The organism is Rhizobium aethiopicum (assembly GCF_014197535.1).
GTDB classification, from domain to species: domain Bacteria; phylum Pseudomonadota; class Alphaproteobacteria; order Rhizobiales; family Rhizobiaceae; genus Rhizobium; species Rhizobium aethiopicum_A.
In genome coordinates, this window is the sequence record NZ_JACIFV010000007.1 from 203,825 (window position 1) to 218,357 (window position 14,533).

The following is a 14,533-nucleotide window of genomic DNA, read 5'->3' on the forward strand; positions in this document are numbered from 1 at the left end:
ACGTGACCATACGTACCATTGTGTGGGGTGAAAATATCCACGAGAATACCAATTCGATCGTCCGGGGCATTTACCCCGAGGGCATGCACACGACGATCGCCAATGCGCTGAATAGCGATCCCGCCATATCCGCCACCACGGCGACGCTGCAGGACCCGGAGCACGGGCTGAGCGAAGTCCGGCTTGCCGAGACCGATGTCTTAACCTGGTGGGGCCACAAGGATCACGGCGCGGTGTCAGACGTCGTCGTCGAGCGCGTCGCCAAGCGCGTCTGGGAAGGCATGGGCCTTCTCGTCTTACATTCCGGCCATTTCTCGAAGATCTTCAAGCGGCTGATGGGCACGCCCTGCGCGCTGAAATGGCGCGAGGCGGGCGAGCGCGAGCGGCTGTGGACGATCAACCCGCGCCATCCGATCGCCGCCGGCATCGGCGAGTACTTCGAGCTTGAGAACGAGGAAATGTATGGCGAGCAGTTCTCGGTGCCGGAGCCGCTCGAAACGGTATTCATCTCCTGGTTCCAGGGCGGGGAAGTGTTCCGCTCGGGCCTGACCTGGCGCCGCGGCGCCGGCAACATCTTCTATTTCCGCCCGGGCCATGAGACCTATCCGACCTATCACGACGCCACCGTTCAGAAGGTGCTGATCAACGGCGTCAAGTGGGCCTACAACCCTGAAGGCGCGTTGACTGGCATTACCGACGCTCCAAATGTGCCGGTAGAGAAGGCACCGGAGCCGATCGTCGAGCGCGGCCCGAAACTGCACCAGGCCGGCGAAGCCGGTTACCGCTGAATTCGATAAACGACCATGAGGACAAACATGCGCTTGATCATTCTCGGAACCGGAGGATGGGCAAATACCCATGCCATGAATTTTTCGGAAATCACCGGCGTCAAGATTGTTGCCGCCGTCGATACGGACGAGGTCCGGCTGCGGGCCTTCGCGCTCAGGCATGGCATTCCGCTTACCTTCACATCGCTCGATGACGCCCTTGCGTGGGGGGAGTTTGACGCTGTGACCAATGTGACGCCGGATCGCGCGCATTATTCCACGACAATGAAGATACTCGGCGCCGGCAAGCATGTGCTCTGCGAGAAGCCCCTGGCCGTCAACTACCGCGAGGCCAAGGAGATGGCCGACGCCGCGGCGGCATCCGGCAAGGTCACGATGGTAAACCTTACCTATCGCAACGTGGCGCCGCTGCAAGCAGCGCGAAAAATGGTGCTGGACGGCCGTCTCGGCGCGATCCGTCACTTCGAAGCCTCATATCTGCAGAGCTGGTTGGTTTCGAAGGCCTGGGGCGATTGGACCAAAGAATCGCAATGGCTTTGGCGCCTGTCGACGAAGCACGGCTCCAATGGCGTGCTGGGCGATGTCGGTATCCACATTCTCGACTTCGCGGTTTTTGCCGCCGGAAGCGATGTCAAGGCGGCGGCATCGCATCTTAAGGTTTTCGACAAGAGCCCCGGGAACCGGATCGGGGAATACGAGCTCGATGCAAATGACAGCTTCCTGATGATGGCCGAACTCGAAAACGGCGCGGCTGGCGTCATCCATGCGACGCGCTGGGCAACCGGCCATCTGAACGAATTGCGCCTGCGCCTGCATGGAGACAAGGGAGCGCTGGAGGTGGTGCATACGCCTGAAGGTTCGACCCTCAGGGCCTGTGAAGGCGCCGATGCCGACAAGGCGATCTGGCGCAAGATCGAGGTCGAACCGGTGATCACCAATTTCCAGCGATTTGCAAACGCCGTGCAAAAAGGGAAGCCGGATGAGCCGGGTTTCGGCCATGCCGCCAAGCTGCAATTTGTTCTTGATCACGCAGTCAAGACGGCCGGCGCCCTGACCGAGCTTTAGACAGGTTCTTCGGAGGGCGGTCGAACTCGTCAAATGCGCCGGTTCAGCTCGTCTTCGCTGATGCCGAAATGCTCGAGGATGATGCCGACGTTCCGGCGGTGAGACTTGAAATAGACGTCGAAGAGATCGCCGATCAGCGGAACCGTGCCGCAGGCGGCGTCGACGCCGAGATTGACCGCCATGCGGGCGAGCTTGTGGGTGGGAAGGCCGAGACGCCTTGCTTCGTCGATGATGAAAAGACCGATGAGGGAACCGGCAACGTCGCCGACGGCCGGGATAAGGCCGAGAACCGAATCTGCGCCGATCCGTACGCCGAAAGGCAATCTGACTGCGGTGTCCATGAGCCGAGCGATTGCGGCGGCGCGGCGGATTCTGCCGAGTTCGGCGGCGGTGGGGTATCTCATAGCATGGGAAGTTGGCATCAGCGACCCGGCCGAGCGATGGAACGCTGCGCCTCCATCACGAAGGCAGGGACGCCTTCGATTGTCCGAAGCTGCGAGTATTCGATGTGATCGAAAGCGTTGTCCATGGCGGTGGAACGCCGCAAGCCCGATAAGGTTCGTGCGGCGCGCCGGAGATCATCTCGCGTCGGGAACGACGACCAGTTTGCCGACAAAATTCTTCGCCATGAATTCGGTCTGTGCCCGGTGGAAATCCGACAGCGGATAGACGCCGCCGACAAGAGGCCGGATTTTACGGCTTTCTATATAGCCGATGAGCCTACGGAAATCGGCGCGGCTCCCCTGGCTCGATCCATGCATCTCGAGTTGCTTCAGATACAGAGTGCGCAGATCGAGCTGCACGACGGGGCCGGCGATGGCGCCGGCCGTGGTATAGCGGGCTTCCGGGCGCAAGACCTTCAGGAGATCGTTGAACAACGGTCCGCCCACGAGGTCTGCGACCAGGTCGATCGGCTGGCCACCGCTTGCGGAATGGACGGCTTGGACAAGATCCCCCTTGCCGCGGGTCACGACCGCTTCGGCGCCGATATCGATCATCGCCGCCTCCTTGCCGAGTCCCGCGACCGCGATCGGGATGGCGCCGCGGGCGCGAGCGAGCTGGATGATCGCTGAACCGACGCCGCCCGAAGCGCCGGTGACGAGAACGCGCTCGCCGGCGACAAGCCTTGCCCGTTCCAGCATCCGTTCGCCGGTCAGATAGGCGCAGCAGAAGGTGGCGAGCTCGACATCGGTCATATCGGTCGCGACGACATGGGCGTTCTCGCCAGGCAGCACCATATATTCGGCGTAGCCGCCATCGCGCCCGTGGCCGATGTAATCGATGTCGGCAAGACTGTCGTCGTCGCGATTATAGATCGAGAAGTCGACCATGACGCGTTCGCCGATGCGTCTCGGATCAACGCCCGCGCCGACGCCGACGATATGACCGACGGTATCGGTGCCCTGGATGCGCGGGAATGTCAGCGTGTTGCCCTGCCTGCGCCAGGTGGAGAGGGCGGAGGGATCATCCTCTGTGCCGTAGGCGCCTTCGCGCACCCAGACGTCGGTATTGTTCATGCCGCAGGCGGCAACACGGATCAGCACCTCGCCCTCCGTCGGCGTCGGGACAGGCACATCCGTGGCATAGATGAGCTTTTCCAGCCCGCCATGGCCGGTGAGGAACACCGCCGCCATCTTTTCCGGGATCGTCATGCGGCTCTTCTCCTCAGATGGTTTTGAAAACACTTTCAATCGCGTCTGCAGCCGCCTTGACGACCACGTCTGCTTCTTCGCGGGTGAGGCAGAGCGGCGGAGCGAAGCCGAGAATGTCGCCCTGCGGCATGGCGCGGCCGATGACGCCGCGTTCGAGAAGAGCGGATGCGACCTGCGGACCGACCTTGCGGCCGGGATTGAAGAACCGGCGGTCGTCTCTGTCCTCGACGAATTCGACCGCGGCCATCAGACCGTCGCCGCGGACTTCACCGACATTCCGATGGCCGCCAACCGCTTCTTGCAACTGCGACCGGAAATAGCTGCCGGTCGTGCCGGCATTGGCGACGATGCCGAGTTCGTCGATTAATTCCAGATTGGCGATGCCTGCGGCAGCGCAGATCGGATGGGCGGAATAGGTCCAGCCATGGCCAATGGCGCCGAGCTGATCGGAGCCCTGCACCAGGACCTGCCACATCTTGGTCGAAACGATCGAGCCGGAAAGCGGAGCATAGGCCGAGGTCAGGCCCTTGGCGATGGTGATCAGGTCCGGCTTCATACCATAGTGATCTGAGCCGAACATCGTGCCGAGACGGCCGAAGCCGGTGACGACCTCGTCGGCGACCAGCAGGATATCGTATTTGTCGAGCACGGCCTGGATCTTCTGCCAATAGCCCTGGGGGGGCGGGACGATGCCGCCGGTGCCGAGGATCGGTTCGCCGATGAAGGCAGCGATGGTGTCGGGCCCCTCGGCAACGATCATCTCCTCCAGTTTGTCGGCGCAATATTGCGAGAATTGCTCCTCGCTCATCGACCGGTCGGCCCGGCGGAAATAATAGGGCGCTTCGGTGTGGAGGATCGGGGCGCGCGGCAGATCGAAGGCATTGTGAAAAAGCGCAAGACCGGTGAGGCTGCCGGTCATGACGCCGGAGCCGTGATAGCCGCGCCAGCGTGAGATGATCTTCTTCTTTTCCGGCCGGCCGAGAATGTTGTTGTAATACCAGATCAGCTTGATGTTGGTCTCGTTGGCATCCGAGCCGGAAAGGCCGAAATAGACGCGGCTCATGCCCGCGGGTGCGCGGTCGATAATCATTTTCGCAAGCGTAATCGATGCTTCTGTGCCGTGGCCGACATAGGCGTGGTAGTAGGCAAGGCCTTTCGCCTGTTCGGCGATGGCGTCGGCGATCTCCTGGCGGCCGTAGCCGACATTGACGCAATAAAGCCCGGCAAAGGCATCGAGGCTTTTGCGGCCGCTGGTGTCGGTGATGTAGACACCTTCGCCCCCGGCGACGACGCGCGTCGGCGTCTCGCCGCGCGCATGCATGCCCATATGGGTTGAGGGATGAAAGAAGTGGTCGCGGTCCCAGGCGGTGAGTTCGTTGCTTTTCTCGAGCATGTCCTATCCTCTCTTGAAATGGGCGCTCAGGCGGCGGTGTCGATGCAGAGATATTTGAGCTCGGTGAAAGCCTCGAGCCCGTGGCGGGAGCCTTCCCGGCCGAGGCCGGACTGTTTCCAGCCGCCGAAGGGGATCGGACCGCCGGTGATCTTCACGCGATTGATCGCCACCATGCCGTATTCCAGCGCGCGGCCGAGGCGCATCTGGCGGGCGCCATTCTCGGTGACGACATAGGCGACCAGGCCATATTCGGTGTCGTTGGCACGGGCGACGACCTCTTCCTCCGTATCGAAAGTGACAAGTGCGGCCACAGGCCCGAAAGTCTCCGCGCGCATGATCAGCGCATCCGCCGGCACATCCGTCAAAAGCGTCGGCTGATAGAAGAGTGGGCCGGCTCTATGGCGGCTGCCGCCGGCAGCAAGACGGGCGCCCCGCTCCAAGGCGTCGGCGACGTGGTCCTCGACCTTGACGACGGCGCGTTCATGTATCAGCGGCCCGAGTTCGCTTTCAGCCTCGATGCCTGCGCCGACCTTCAGTGCAGTGATCCGTGCGGCAAAAGCCTTGGCGAAAGCATCGGCGATGCGTCGCTGGACGAAGATGCGGTTGACAGCAAGGCAATCCTGGCCTGACGTGGCAAACTTGGCGTCGACGGCAATCTCGACGGCTTTCGCGACATCGGCATCGTCGAAGACAATCAGCGGCGCGTGCCCGCCGAGTTCCATTACCAGCCGCTTCATGGTCGGCGCGCACTGGGCGGCGATCAGGCGGCCAACCTCGGTCGAACCGGTGAAGCTCATGGCGCGCAGGCGGCTATCGCTGCACATCCGTCCGACGATCGTTGCGGCATGGCCGGTGACTACGTTGAAGACGCCGGCGGGAATGCCGGCCCTTTCGCCGAGCTCGGCAAGCGCAAGGGCAGAAAGCGGCGTTTCCGAGGAGGGGTGGGCGACGATCGTGCAGCCGGCGGCAAGGGCTGCGGTCGCTTTGCGGGTGAGCATGGCGGAAGGGAAATTCCAGGGCGTGACCACGCCGACGACCCCAAGCGGCTCGCGCCGGACGATCATTTCCGCCCCTGGCAGATGGCTGGTGACGCTTTCGGCGTTTAGCCGCTTGCCTTCTTCGGCATACCACTCGATGAAGGAGGCGGCGTAGTCGATCTCACCACGCGCTTCGGCAAGCGGCTTGCCCTGTTCCAGCGTCATGATCAGCGCCAGGTCCTCTCTGGCCGCGAGCATCAGCTCATGCCATTTGCGCAGGATCGCTGCGCGCTGCTGCGGCAGCATCGCGCGCCACGCGGCAAAGGCGCGCGACGCCGCATCGATCGCCATCGCCGTCTCCTCCGCACCCAGGCTCGCAACCCAGGCCAGTGTTGCCGAAGAGGCCGGATCGGTCACGGCGAAACTCTTGCCCGCCCCGGCAATCCACCGGCCACCGATATAGGCGAGATCGCGCAGGAGGTGACGGTCGGCAAGCCGTGACAGCGCATCATGATAGTCGGGGCGGGCAAACACGGCGGGCATGTCCAATCTCCTCGTTGCGGGTTGACGCAAGTCTTGCACAAGAGCGGACGAGAGATTGTCCTTTGCCGAAGGCGGAAAGAGACAGACGGTCTAAAGGGCGGCCGCCTGCTAGAGAGATTGTCTACGAGGCGCTCTGCTCCTCGCCGGAGGCGGCGAGGGAAGAGACCGGAAGGACCGTTTCCTCCTTCACGGTCTTGGTGACAATGTAGGTGAAGTAGCGATCGATGCCGAGTTCGCGGTCGAGAAGACCGTCGACCAGCCGCTGATAGGCGTCGATATCGGCTGCCATGATTTTCAGGATATAGTCGACGCCGCCGCCGACCGACCAGCAGGCGACGATCTCGGGGGTTGCGGCAACGGCGCGCTCGAAACGCTCGAAATCGGCCTGGCGATGATTGGCGAGCGTCACCTCCATCATCACGCTGGCCACCGGCGCTATGCGCCGCGGTGCGATCCGGGCGTGGTAGCCGGTAATGATCCCCGCCTTTTCGAGCTTGCGCAGCCGCATCCAGCACGGCGTCGGCGACAGCCCTGCCTTTTCGGCGAGCGCCAGCTTGGTGATGCGGCCGTCGTGCTGGACGGCGTCGAGGATGCGCAAGTCGATGGCGTCGAGCTTCATGGCGCTTTCTTTAGCAAGAAATCATTTCAAACGCGGTGAAAAGACAATGGAAGCGCATTTTGCCATTGTCAATTGAACTGATTTTCAGCAGTGTTGAAATCATGACAAATTGGCGCCCTGATCCCTCGCAACTCCGCCGGCCCGCCTATCTCTCGCTCGCCGAGCAGATCGCCAATGCGATCACCGACCGCAAGCTCGCCGACGGCATGCAATTGCCGCCGCATCGCAAGCTGGCCGACGATCTGCATCTTTCCGTGCAGACGGTGAGCCGCGCCTATGACGAGCTGAGCCGCCGCGGGCTGATATCAGGCGAGATCGGACGCGGCAGCTTCGTGCAGACGCGGCCGCGCGAGCCGGAACCGCCTTATCTGCCGGAACGGCTGGGCGAGGTCATCGATCTCTCTATCCTCAAACCGGTCTGCGAGCAGATTCATCTGGAAAGGCTGCGCCAGGCCTTTGGCTGGCTCTCCGAAAATCTGCCGTCGAGCTCGGCCCTGTCGTTCCGGCCGAACATGGTCTTTCCCCGCCATCGCGTCGTTGCCACGGAATGGCTGGCGCGCTGCGGCCTCGACGTATCGCCGCTGAACATCAGCCTGACGAATGGCGCGACATCGGGCATGACCGTGGCGCTGATGAGCGTCGCCCCGCCCGGTTCGACCATTGCGACCGAGGCGATCAGCCATCATACGCTGGTGCCTCTCTCCACCTATCTCGGCCTGCATCTCGAGGGGCTGGCGATCGACGAGGAGGGCATGATTCCCGAAGCGCTGGACGAGGCCTGCCGGACGGGGCCGATCCGGGCGATCTTCCTTCAGCCGTCGGTGATCAATCCGATGGCGGCGCTGATGAGCGCAGAGCGCCGGCAGGCGCTCGCCGCCGTGGCCGCCAAGCATGACATAGCGATCATCGAAAACGACATTCTCGGGCCGATGATCGAGGACCGCGCGCCGCCGATGGCCGCCTTCGCGCCGGAGCGGACGCTTTACGTCACGAGCTTCACGAAGATCACCGTTCCGGGTCTCAGGATCGGCTATCTCGTTGCGCCCGACCGCTATGTCGCCGCCGTTGCCAACCGGCATCTGGTCTCCAGCTGGATGGCGACGCCGGCGATGGCCGAAATCGCCACGCGCTGGGTCAGCGACGGCACGGCGATGGAACTCGTCAACTGGCAGCGCCGCGCCCTTGTCGGACGCCATGCGATCGCGGCGGAGATGCTGGCCGGCCTGTCCTATCGAACGCACCCGCAAAGCCTGCACGTCTGGCTGCCGCTTTCCGGCAGCCATACGGAGGATGGTTTCGTGTCGCAGGCAAGGCTGCGCGGCGTGGCGATCGCGCCGGGCAAATCCTTCCGCACCGGCGATCACGGGTGGACGCCGGCGGTGCGCATCTCGCTCGGCTCGACGACGGAAGGCGAGCTGCGGACGGGACTGGGGATCGTTGCCTCACTGGCACAGGGAAATCCCGAAGAGCTGCTGCTCGCGATTTGAGGCCGGCGCCTCATTTGCGGGCAGGCGCAGAATAATTGTCATGATATTATTTTACGAATTGACATGATTTTCGAGCGCCGTCATCGTTAGGTCATTGCTTGTCTCAACAAGGAGAGACATGAATGCCTGCGCCTATCATCCGCATCGACAACATCGTCAAGAAATACGGCCCGCTGACCGTGCTGGACGGCCTGTCGATGAATGTCATGCCGGGTGAGAAGCTGGCGCTGATCGGGCCGTCCGGCTCCGGCAAGACGACGATCCTGCGCATCCTGATGACGCTCGAGACGATCGGCGGCGGCCATATCGAGGTCGATGGCGAGCAGCTCTATCATATGCCGAACGGCAACGGGCTGGTGGCGGCCGATGAACGGCATCTGCATCGCATGCGCGAGAAGATCGGCATGGTCTTCCAGCACTTCAACCTGTTCCCGCACAAATGTGTGCTCGATAATGTGACGCTGGCGCCGATGCTGACCAAGGGCGTCAAGCGGCGCGAAGCCGAAAAGCGGGCTATGGAATTACTCGACATGGTCGGCTTGGCCGATAAGGCTAAAAGCGTCCCGGCGCAGCTTTCGGGCGGGCAGAAGCAGCGAGTTGCCATCGCCCGGGCGCTGGCGCTGTCGCCGAAGATCATGCTGTTCGACGAGGTGACCTCGGCGCTCGATCCGGAGCTGGTCGAGGAGGTGCTGAACGTCATGCGCCGACTCGCCTCCGAGACCGACATGACGATGCTGCTCGTCACCCACGAGATGGGTTTTGCCCATGACTTTGCCGACCGCGTTCTGTTCTTCGATCGCGGCAGGATCGTCGAGGAAGGCAAGCCCGGCGACATTTTTCGCAATCCGACGCAGGAGAGGACGCAGACCTTCCTGCGCAAGGTCATCGCGGCAGGGCACCGCGTCTGAGATCCGACATTGCCCGCAAAATAAAGCGCAAGGAAAGCCAGAGGAGTTGGGAACGATGAAAACAGGATATTTTTTGAGCGCCATCGGCCTGTCGGCCCTGCTGATGACAGCAGCCGGCCAGGCTTGCGCCGGCGATGACAAGCTCGAACAGCTGAAGGAGCAGGGCTTTGCCCGTATCGCCATCGCCAACGAGCCGCCGTTCACGGCGGTCGGCGCCGACGGCAAGGTCTCGGGTGCTGCGCCCGATGTGGCGCGGGTGATCTTCGAGAAGCTCGGCGTCAAGGAAGTGGTCGCCTCGATCTCCGAGTACGGCGCGATGATTCCCGGCCTGCAGGCCGGCCGACACGATGCAATTACGGCGGGCCTCTTCATGAAGCCCGAACGCTGCAATGCCGTCGCCTATTCCGAACCGATCCTGTGCGACGCTGAAGCCTTTGCTCTGAAGAAGGGCAACCCGCTGAAGCTGACCAGCTACAAGGATATCGCCGACAACCCGAACGCCAAGATCGGCGCGCCGGGCGGCGGCACGGAAGAGAAGCTGGCGCTGGAAGCCGGCGTGCCGCGTGACCGCGTCATCGTGGTTCCGGACGGGCAGAGCGGCATCAAGATGCTTCAGGACGGCCGCATCGACGTCTATTCGCTGCCGGTCCTGTCGATCCACGACCTGTTGACCAAGGCGAACGATCCGAACCTCGAAACCGTCGCCCCCGTCGTCAATGCGCCGGTCTATTGCGACGGCGCCGCCTTCCGCAAGCAGGACGTTGCGCTTCGCGACGCCTTCGACGTCGAGCTGAAGAAGCTGAAGGAATCGGGCGAATTCGCCAAGATCATCGAACCCTATGGCTTCTCGGCCAAGGCGGCGATGTCGACGAGCCGCGAAAAGCTCTGCGCCGCCGCCAAGTAACCTGACGTAAGCAGCCGGCCATGCTCCCGCCATGGCCGGTTTGCCCTTCGCACCATCTCCAGAGAAGTGAGCTGCCGATGTCGGTCTGGTCCGGCTATCTGACACTGATCCTTCAAGGCGCCCTGGTGACGCTCGAGCTGACGATCATGGGCTCGGCGCTGGCGCTCGTCATGGCCTTCCTGGCCGGTCTCGCCCGCCTGTCGCGTTTCTTTGCCCTCCGGGCTCTGGCGACCGCCTATATCGAATTCTTTCGCGGCACCTCGATCTTCGTCCAGCTCTTCTGGGTCTATTTCGTCCTGCCCTTCGCGGGATTGACGCTGACGCCGCTGCAGGCGGGCGTGCTGGCGCTCGGTCTGAATGTCGGCGCCTATGGGGCGGAGGTGGTGCGTGGCGCCGTCAAGGCGGTCGGGCGCGAACAATCCGAAGCCTGCATCGCGCTCAATCTGTCGCGATACCAGCGCATGCGCCACGTCATACTGCCGCAGGCGTTGCCGCTGATGCTGCCGACCTTCTGCAACAATGCGATCGAGCTTTTGAAGGGCACGGCCGTCGTGTCGCTGATCTCGCTGACCGACATGACCTTTCAGGCGCAAGTGGTGCGGGCGCAGACCGGCAATACGCTGGTGCCCTTCGCAACGATCCTCATCCTCTATTTCCTCATGGCCTCCGCCATCTCGGCGGCGATGCGCCTGTTGGAGCGACGGATGACACGCGGCCTCGACGGCATGAGGACCTGATCATATGGAATGGGATTGGGATTTCGTCTGGCAGATCATGCCGACCCTTCTCGAAGGGTTCAAGATCACCATTCTCGCGACCATCCTCGGCGCTGCTGTCGCCATGGTCGCAGGCCTCGCGCTTGCCATCGCGCGGCGGTCACCTGTCGCCGCCATTTCCACAACTGTCGGCTTCGTCTCGGAATTCATCCGCGGTACGCCGCTGCTGGTGCAGCTCTACTTCATCTTCTACGTCCTGCCGGATATCGGCATCCGGCTGTCGCCGCTCACCGCCGGCGTCATCGGCATGGGCATTCACTATGCGACCTATACGGCCGAGGTCTATCGCGCCGGCATCGAGAACGTTTCGCGCGGACAATGGGAGGCGGCCAAGGCCACCAATCTGACGACGCGCCAGGCCTGGATCCACGTGATCTTGCCGCAGGCGATCCCGCCGATGATCCCGGCGCTCGCCAATTACTTCATCGCCATGTTCAAGGAAACGCCGCTGCTGTCGGCGATCACCGTGCTGGAATTGATGAACCAGGCCAAAAGCATCGCCAATAGCAACTATCGCTATATTGAACCCATGACGCTCGTCGGCGTCTTTTTCCTCGTCATCAGCTTGATTTCGGTTCTCGGATTGCGCTGGCTCGAGGAGCGCTATGCCAGGGTGGATGACTGACATGACGACATCGATCGAGATCATTCCCGCCGGCCGACTGCCACGGCTGGACGACCGGCCGCTGGAAAAGCGCATCGGCCTCGTCATCCTGGCGACCGACCACACGACGGAAGTCGACTTCCGGCGGATGGTCGCCAGCGACCGTATCGGCGTCTATGTCAGCCGCATCCACTACGCCAATCCGGTGACACCGGAAAATCTTCTGAAGATGCAGCCTTCGCTGACGCAAGGCGCAGGGCTCATTCTGCCGGGCGAGACGCTGGATGCCGTCATGTATTCCTGCACCTCCGCCTCGGTCGTCATCGGTGACCGCAAGGTCGAGGAAGCGATCCAGGCGGCCAAGCCGGGTGCTTCGGTGGTGACGCCAACGGCGGCTGCTGTCAAAGCCCTGAAGGCGTGCGGCGCCAGGCGGATTTCCGTGCTGACGCCTTATACGGTCGAAACCAGCCGGCCGATGGCGGATTATTTCAGCCGACTCGGTTTTGCGATCGACCGCTTTACCTGCCTCGGCCTCAGCGACGATCGCCAGATGGCACGGATTGCGCCGGACGAGATTGCAGCCTTCGCGAACCAGGCGCTGGCGCCGCAATCCGACGCACTATTCATTTCCTGCACTGCCGTGCGCGCCGCACAGGTCGCCGCCCGCATCGAAGCGGCGACCGGCAAGCCGGTGGTGACCAGCAATCTCGCCACCGCCTGGGCCTGTCTGCGGCTCTGTGGCGATGATCAGGCGCGGCCTGAGCTCGGTCAGTTGATGACCAGACCCTATGGGGAAGGCTGAGCGCATGAGGGGCGTCCTGCCAATTTCGATGGAGGATATCCGTGCGGCGGCGCATCGGATCGCCGGCCGTGTTGTGGAAACGCCGATCGTGTCGTCGGCATCGCTCGGCGAGATCGCGGGTGTTCCGGTTTGGCTGAAGCTCGAACATCATCAGACGACGGGTAGCTTCAAGCTTCGTGGAGCGACCAATGCGGTGGCGTCATTGTCGCCGGCGGAGCGCGTGCGCGGCGTCGTCGCCGCCTCGACGGGAAATCACGGCCGGGCACTTGCCCATGCGGCGAAGGCACAAGGCATAGTCGCGACGATCTGCATGTCGCGGCTGGTGCCGGAGAACAAGGTTTCCGAAATCCGCCGTCTCGGCGCCGATGTGCGCATCGTCGGTCGATCACAGGACGAGGCGCAGGAGGAGGTGGACCGGTTGGTGCGAGAGCAAGGGCTGGTGATGGTTCCGCCTTTTGACCATCCGGCTGTCGTAGCCGGGCAGGGGACGCTGGGGCTCGAGATCGTCGACGCATTGCCGCAGACAGCCACGGTTCTGGTGCCGCTCTCGGGCGGCGGTCTTGCTGCGGGCGTTGCCGCTGCGATCAAGGGCGTCAATCCGAAAACGAGAGTGATCGGCCTGACGATGGAACGCGGCGCCGCGATGAAAGCGAGCCTCGATGCCGGACGGCCGGTGCAGGTCGAGGAGGTGAGAAGCCTCGCGGACTCGCTCGGCGGCGGCATCGGCCTCGACAATCGCGTGACTTTCAGCATGTGCCAGGCGCTTCTCGACGATGTCGTCCTGCTGACGGAGGCGGAGATCGCCGCAGGCGTGCGCCATGCCTATGCCTGCGAGCGCGAGATCGTCGAGGGCGCGGGAGTTGTCGGAATAGCAGCGCTGCTGGCGGAAAAGATCAGCTCCGGCGGCCCGATCGTTGCGATCCTTTCCGGGCGGAATGTCGACATGGAACAGCACCGCCGGGTGATCAACGGCGAGGGTGCGGCATTCGAGGAGGATGGCCCATGAACCGCATGATCATTCTGACGGAAGCGGAACTGCGCAAGATCGTGGTGCTCGATCGCGATGCGGTCGCCTGTATCGAGCAGGCTTTCGCGGCGCTTGCAACGAAGGCGGTCGCCATGCCGCCGATTTTGCGGCTCGACATTCCGGAGTATCGGGGGGAGGTCGATGTGAAGACCGCCTATGTACCGGGCATTGAAGGTTTCGCCATCAAGATCAGCCCCGGTTTCTTCGACAATCCAACGATCGGCCTGCCGAGCACCAATGGCATGATGGTGCTGCTGTCCTGCCGGACCGGCCTGGTGCAGGCGCTGCTTCTGGACAATGGCTATCTTACCGATGTGCGCACCGCGGCAGCCGGCGCCGTCGCTGCGAAATACCTGTCACGGCAAGACTCCAGCGTGGCCGCAATTTTCGGCGCTGGCATGCAGGCTCGGCTGCAGCTCGAAGCACTGACGCTGGTGCGGCCTATCGCCGAGGCCAGGATCTGGGCGCGGGATGCCGCCAAGGCGCAGAAGGCAGCGGCCGAATTGAGCGGGGAACTCGGATTTCCCGTCATCGCTACGTCGGATCCGAGAGAGGCAATCTCCAGTGCCGATATTATCGTGACCACCACGCCTGCGCAAAAACCGATCGTCGAAGCCGGGTGGCTCGAATCCGGACAGCATCTGACGGCGATGGGGTCGGATGCGGAGCACAAAAACGAAATCGATCCCGCGGCCATCGCCCGGGCCGGCCTCTACGTCGCCGACAGCCTGAAACAGACGCGCCGCCTCGGCGAGCTGCACCACGCAATCGAAGCCGGTCTGGTCGCGGCCGATGCGGATTTCGCCGAACTCGGCCGGATCGTTTCCGGCCGGACGCCAGGCAGGACGAGCAGCGACCAGATCACCATTGCGGACCTCACCGGCACCGGCATCCAGGACACCGCTATCGCCACCCTCGCCTTCGCCCGCGCCGGCGCGATGAAGGCAGGAACCACGTTCGAAAGCTGACCGGCGCGGCGCCGGAAAAG

Annotated in this window: 15 protein-coding genes; 10 read left to right on the forward strand and 5 right to left on the reverse strand. The window is 63.0% G+C overall.

The features are described 5' to 3' along the window. The first annotated feature begins 2 nt into the window (after window positions 1-2). Entirely contained in the window at window positions 3-788 is a 786-nt protein-coding gene (locus tag GGD53_RS12955) for a ThuA domain-containing protein (protein ID WP_184456511.1), read from the forward strand. A 27-nt stretch (window positions 789-815) separates the two neighbouring features. Continuing rightward, complete coding sequence (locus tag GGD53_RS12960; protein ID WP_184456513.1) at window positions 816-1,853, forward strand: Gfo/Idh/MocA family protein; 1,038 nt, start codon at window positions 816-818, stop codon at window positions 1,851-1,853. 29 nt (window positions 1,854-1,882) lie between these two features. On the opposite strand, the gene GGD53_RS12965 is transcribed toward GGD53_RS12960, so the two are convergent. The 5 genes from GGD53_RS12965 to GGD53_RS12985 form a co-directional block, all read right to left on the reverse strand. Beyond that, window positions 1,883-2,275 (reverse strand): DUF4112 domain-containing protein, encoded by a 393-nt coding sequence (locus GGD53_RS12965; protein ID WP_184456515.1) that lies wholly within the window; start codon window positions 2,273-2,275, stop codon window positions 1,883-1,885. 156 nt (window positions 2,276-2,431) lie between these two features. Next, complete coding sequence (locus tag GGD53_RS12970) at window positions 2,432-3,505, reverse strand: alcohol dehydrogenase family protein (RefSeq protein WP_184456517.1); 1,074 nt, start codon at window positions 3,503-3,505, stop codon at window positions 2,432-2,434. Window positions 3,506-3,518: 13 nt separating this feature from the next. Beyond that, complete coding sequence (locus tag GGD53_RS12975; protein ID WP_184456519.1) at window positions 3,519-4,898, reverse strand: aspartate aminotransferase family protein; 1,380 nt, start codon at window positions 4,896-4,898, stop codon at window positions 3,519-3,521. Window positions 4,899-4,924: 26 nt separating this feature from the next. Continuing rightward, a complete protein-coding gene (locus GGD53_RS12980; RefSeq protein ID WP_184456521.1) occupies window positions 4,925-6,418 on the reverse strand; it encodes an NAD-dependent succinate-semialdehyde dehydrogenase in 1,494 nt (497 codons plus the stop codon). A gap of 121 nt (window positions 6,419-6,539) precedes the next feature. Continuing rightward, window positions 6,540-7,037, reverse strand: a complete 498-nt coding sequence (locus GGD53_RS12985) for an Lrp/AsnC family transcriptional regulator (RefSeq protein WP_184456523.1) — start codon at window positions 7,035-7,037, stop codon at window positions 6,540-6,542. Between the two features lie 101 nt (window positions 7,038-7,138). Between GGD53_RS12985 and GGD53_RS12990 the strand changes: the two genes are divergently transcribed. The 8 genes from GGD53_RS12990 to eutC all read left to right on the forward strand — a co-directional run bounded on the left by GGD53_RS12990 (window position 7,139) and on the right by eutC (window position 14,513). Then, window positions 7,139-8,524 carry a PLP-dependent aminotransferase family protein gene (locus tag GGD53_RS12990; RefSeq protein ID WP_184456525.1) on the forward strand — a complete coding sequence of 462 codons (1,386 nt, stop codon included), beginning with the start codon at window positions 7,139-7,141 and terminating at the stop codon, window positions 8,522-8,524. Window positions 8,525-8,646: 122 nt separating this feature from the next. After that, window positions 8,647-9,432 carry an ectoine/hydroxyectoine ABC transporter ATP-binding protein EhuA gene (ehuA, locus tag GGD53_RS12995; RefSeq protein WP_184456528.1) on the forward strand — a complete coding sequence of 262 codons (786 nt, stop codon included), beginning with the start codon at window positions 8,647-8,649 and terminating at the stop codon, window positions 9,430-9,432. Window positions 9,433-9,487: 55 nt separating this feature from the next. Further along, a complete protein-coding gene (ehuB, locus tag GGD53_RS13000) occupies window positions 9,488-10,336 on the forward strand; it encodes an ectoine/hydroxyectoine ABC transporter substrate-binding protein EhuB (RefSeq protein ID WP_184456530.1) in 849 nt (282 codons plus the stop codon). 77 nt (window positions 10,337-10,413) lie between these two features. Beyond that, entirely contained in the window at window positions 10,414-11,073 is a 660-nt protein-coding gene (ehuC, locus tag GGD53_RS13005) for an ectoine/hydroxyectoine ABC transporter permease subunit EhuC (protein WP_184456532.1), read from the forward strand. A 4-nt stretch (window positions 11,074-11,077) separates the two neighbouring features. Beyond that, a complete protein-coding gene (gene ehuD / locus GGD53_RS13010; RefSeq protein ID WP_184456534.1) occupies window positions 11,078-11,737 on the forward strand; it encodes an ectoine/hydroxyectoine ABC transporter permease subunit EhuD in 660 nt (219 codons plus the stop codon). A gap of 1 nt (window position 11,738) precedes the next feature. Beyond that, window positions 11,739-12,518, forward strand: a complete 780-nt coding sequence (gene eutA, locus GGD53_RS13015; protein ID WP_184456536.1) for an ectoine utilization protein EutA — start codon at window positions 11,739-11,741, stop codon at window positions 12,516-12,518. A gap of 4 nt (window positions 12,519-12,522) precedes the next feature. Then, complete coding sequence (gene eutB, locus GGD53_RS13020; protein WP_184456538.1) at window positions 12,523-13,524, forward strand: hydroxyectoine utilization dehydratase EutB; 1,002 nt, start codon at window positions 12,523-12,525, stop codon at window positions 13,522-13,524. Beyond that, window positions 13,521-14,513, forward strand: coding sequence for an ectoine utilization protein EutC (gene eutC, locus GGD53_RS13025; RefSeq protein ID WP_184456540.1), 993 nt, complete (start codon window positions 13,521-13,523; stop codon window positions 14,511-14,513). Before eutB ends, eutC begins: the two co-directional genes overlap by 4 nt. Window positions 14,514-14,533: the final 20 nt, after the last annotated feature.

Bases quoted from the DNA above. Each gene is read 5' to 3' on its own strand.
- GGD53_RS12960 (WP_184456513.1), top strand. From the start codon at position 816: ATGCGCTTGATCATTCTCGGAACCGGAGGATGGGCAAATACCCATGCC.
- GGD53_RS12965 (WP_184456515.1), bottom strand. From the start codon at position 2,275: ATGCCAACTTCCCATGCTATGAGATACCCCACCGCCGCCGAACTCGGC.
- GGD53_RS12970 (WP_184456517.1), bottom strand. From the start codon at position 3,505: ATGACGATCCCGGAAAAGATGGCGGCGGTGTTCCTCACCGGCCATGGC.
- GGD53_RS12975 (WP_184456519.1), bottom strand. From the start codon at position 4,898: ATGCTCGAGAAAAGCAACGAACTCACCGCCTGGGACCGCGACCACTTC.
- GGD53_RS12980 (WP_184456521.1), bottom strand. From the start codon at position 6,418: ATGCCCGCCGTGTTTGCCCGCCCCGACTATCATGATGCGCTGTCACGG.
- GGD53_RS12985 (WP_184456523.1), bottom strand. From the start codon at position 7,037: ATGAAGCTCGACGCCATCGACTTGCGCATCCTCGACGCCGTCCAGCAC.
- GGD53_RS12990 (WP_184456525.1), top strand. From the start codon at position 7,139: ATGACAAATTGGCGCCCTGATCCCTCGCAACTCCGCCGGCCCGCCTAT.
- ehuA (WP_184456528.1), top strand. From the start codon at position 8,647: ATGCCTGCGCCTATCATCCGCATCGACAACATCGTCAAGAAATACGGC.
- ehuB (WP_184456530.1), top strand. From the start codon at position 9,488: ATGAAAACAGGATATTTTTTGAGCGCCATCGGCCTGTCGGCCCTGCTG.
- ehuC (WP_184456532.1), top strand. From the start codon at position 10,414: ATGTCGGTCTGGTCCGGCTATCTGACACTGATCCTTCAAGGCGCCCTG.
- ehuD (WP_184456534.1), top strand. From the start codon at position 11,078: ATGGAATGGGATTGGGATTTCGTCTGGCAGATCATGCCGACCCTTCTC.
- eutA (WP_184456536.1), top strand. From the start codon at position 11,739: ATGACGACATCGATCGAGATCATTCCCGCCGGCCGACTGCCACGGCTG.
- eutB (WP_184456538.1), top strand. From the start codon at position 12,523: ATGAGGGGCGTCCTGCCAATTTCGATGGAGGATATCCGTGCGGCGGCG.
- eutC (WP_184456540.1), top strand. From the start codon at position 13,521: ATGAACCGCATGATCATTCTGACGGAAGCGGAACTGCGCAAGATCGTG.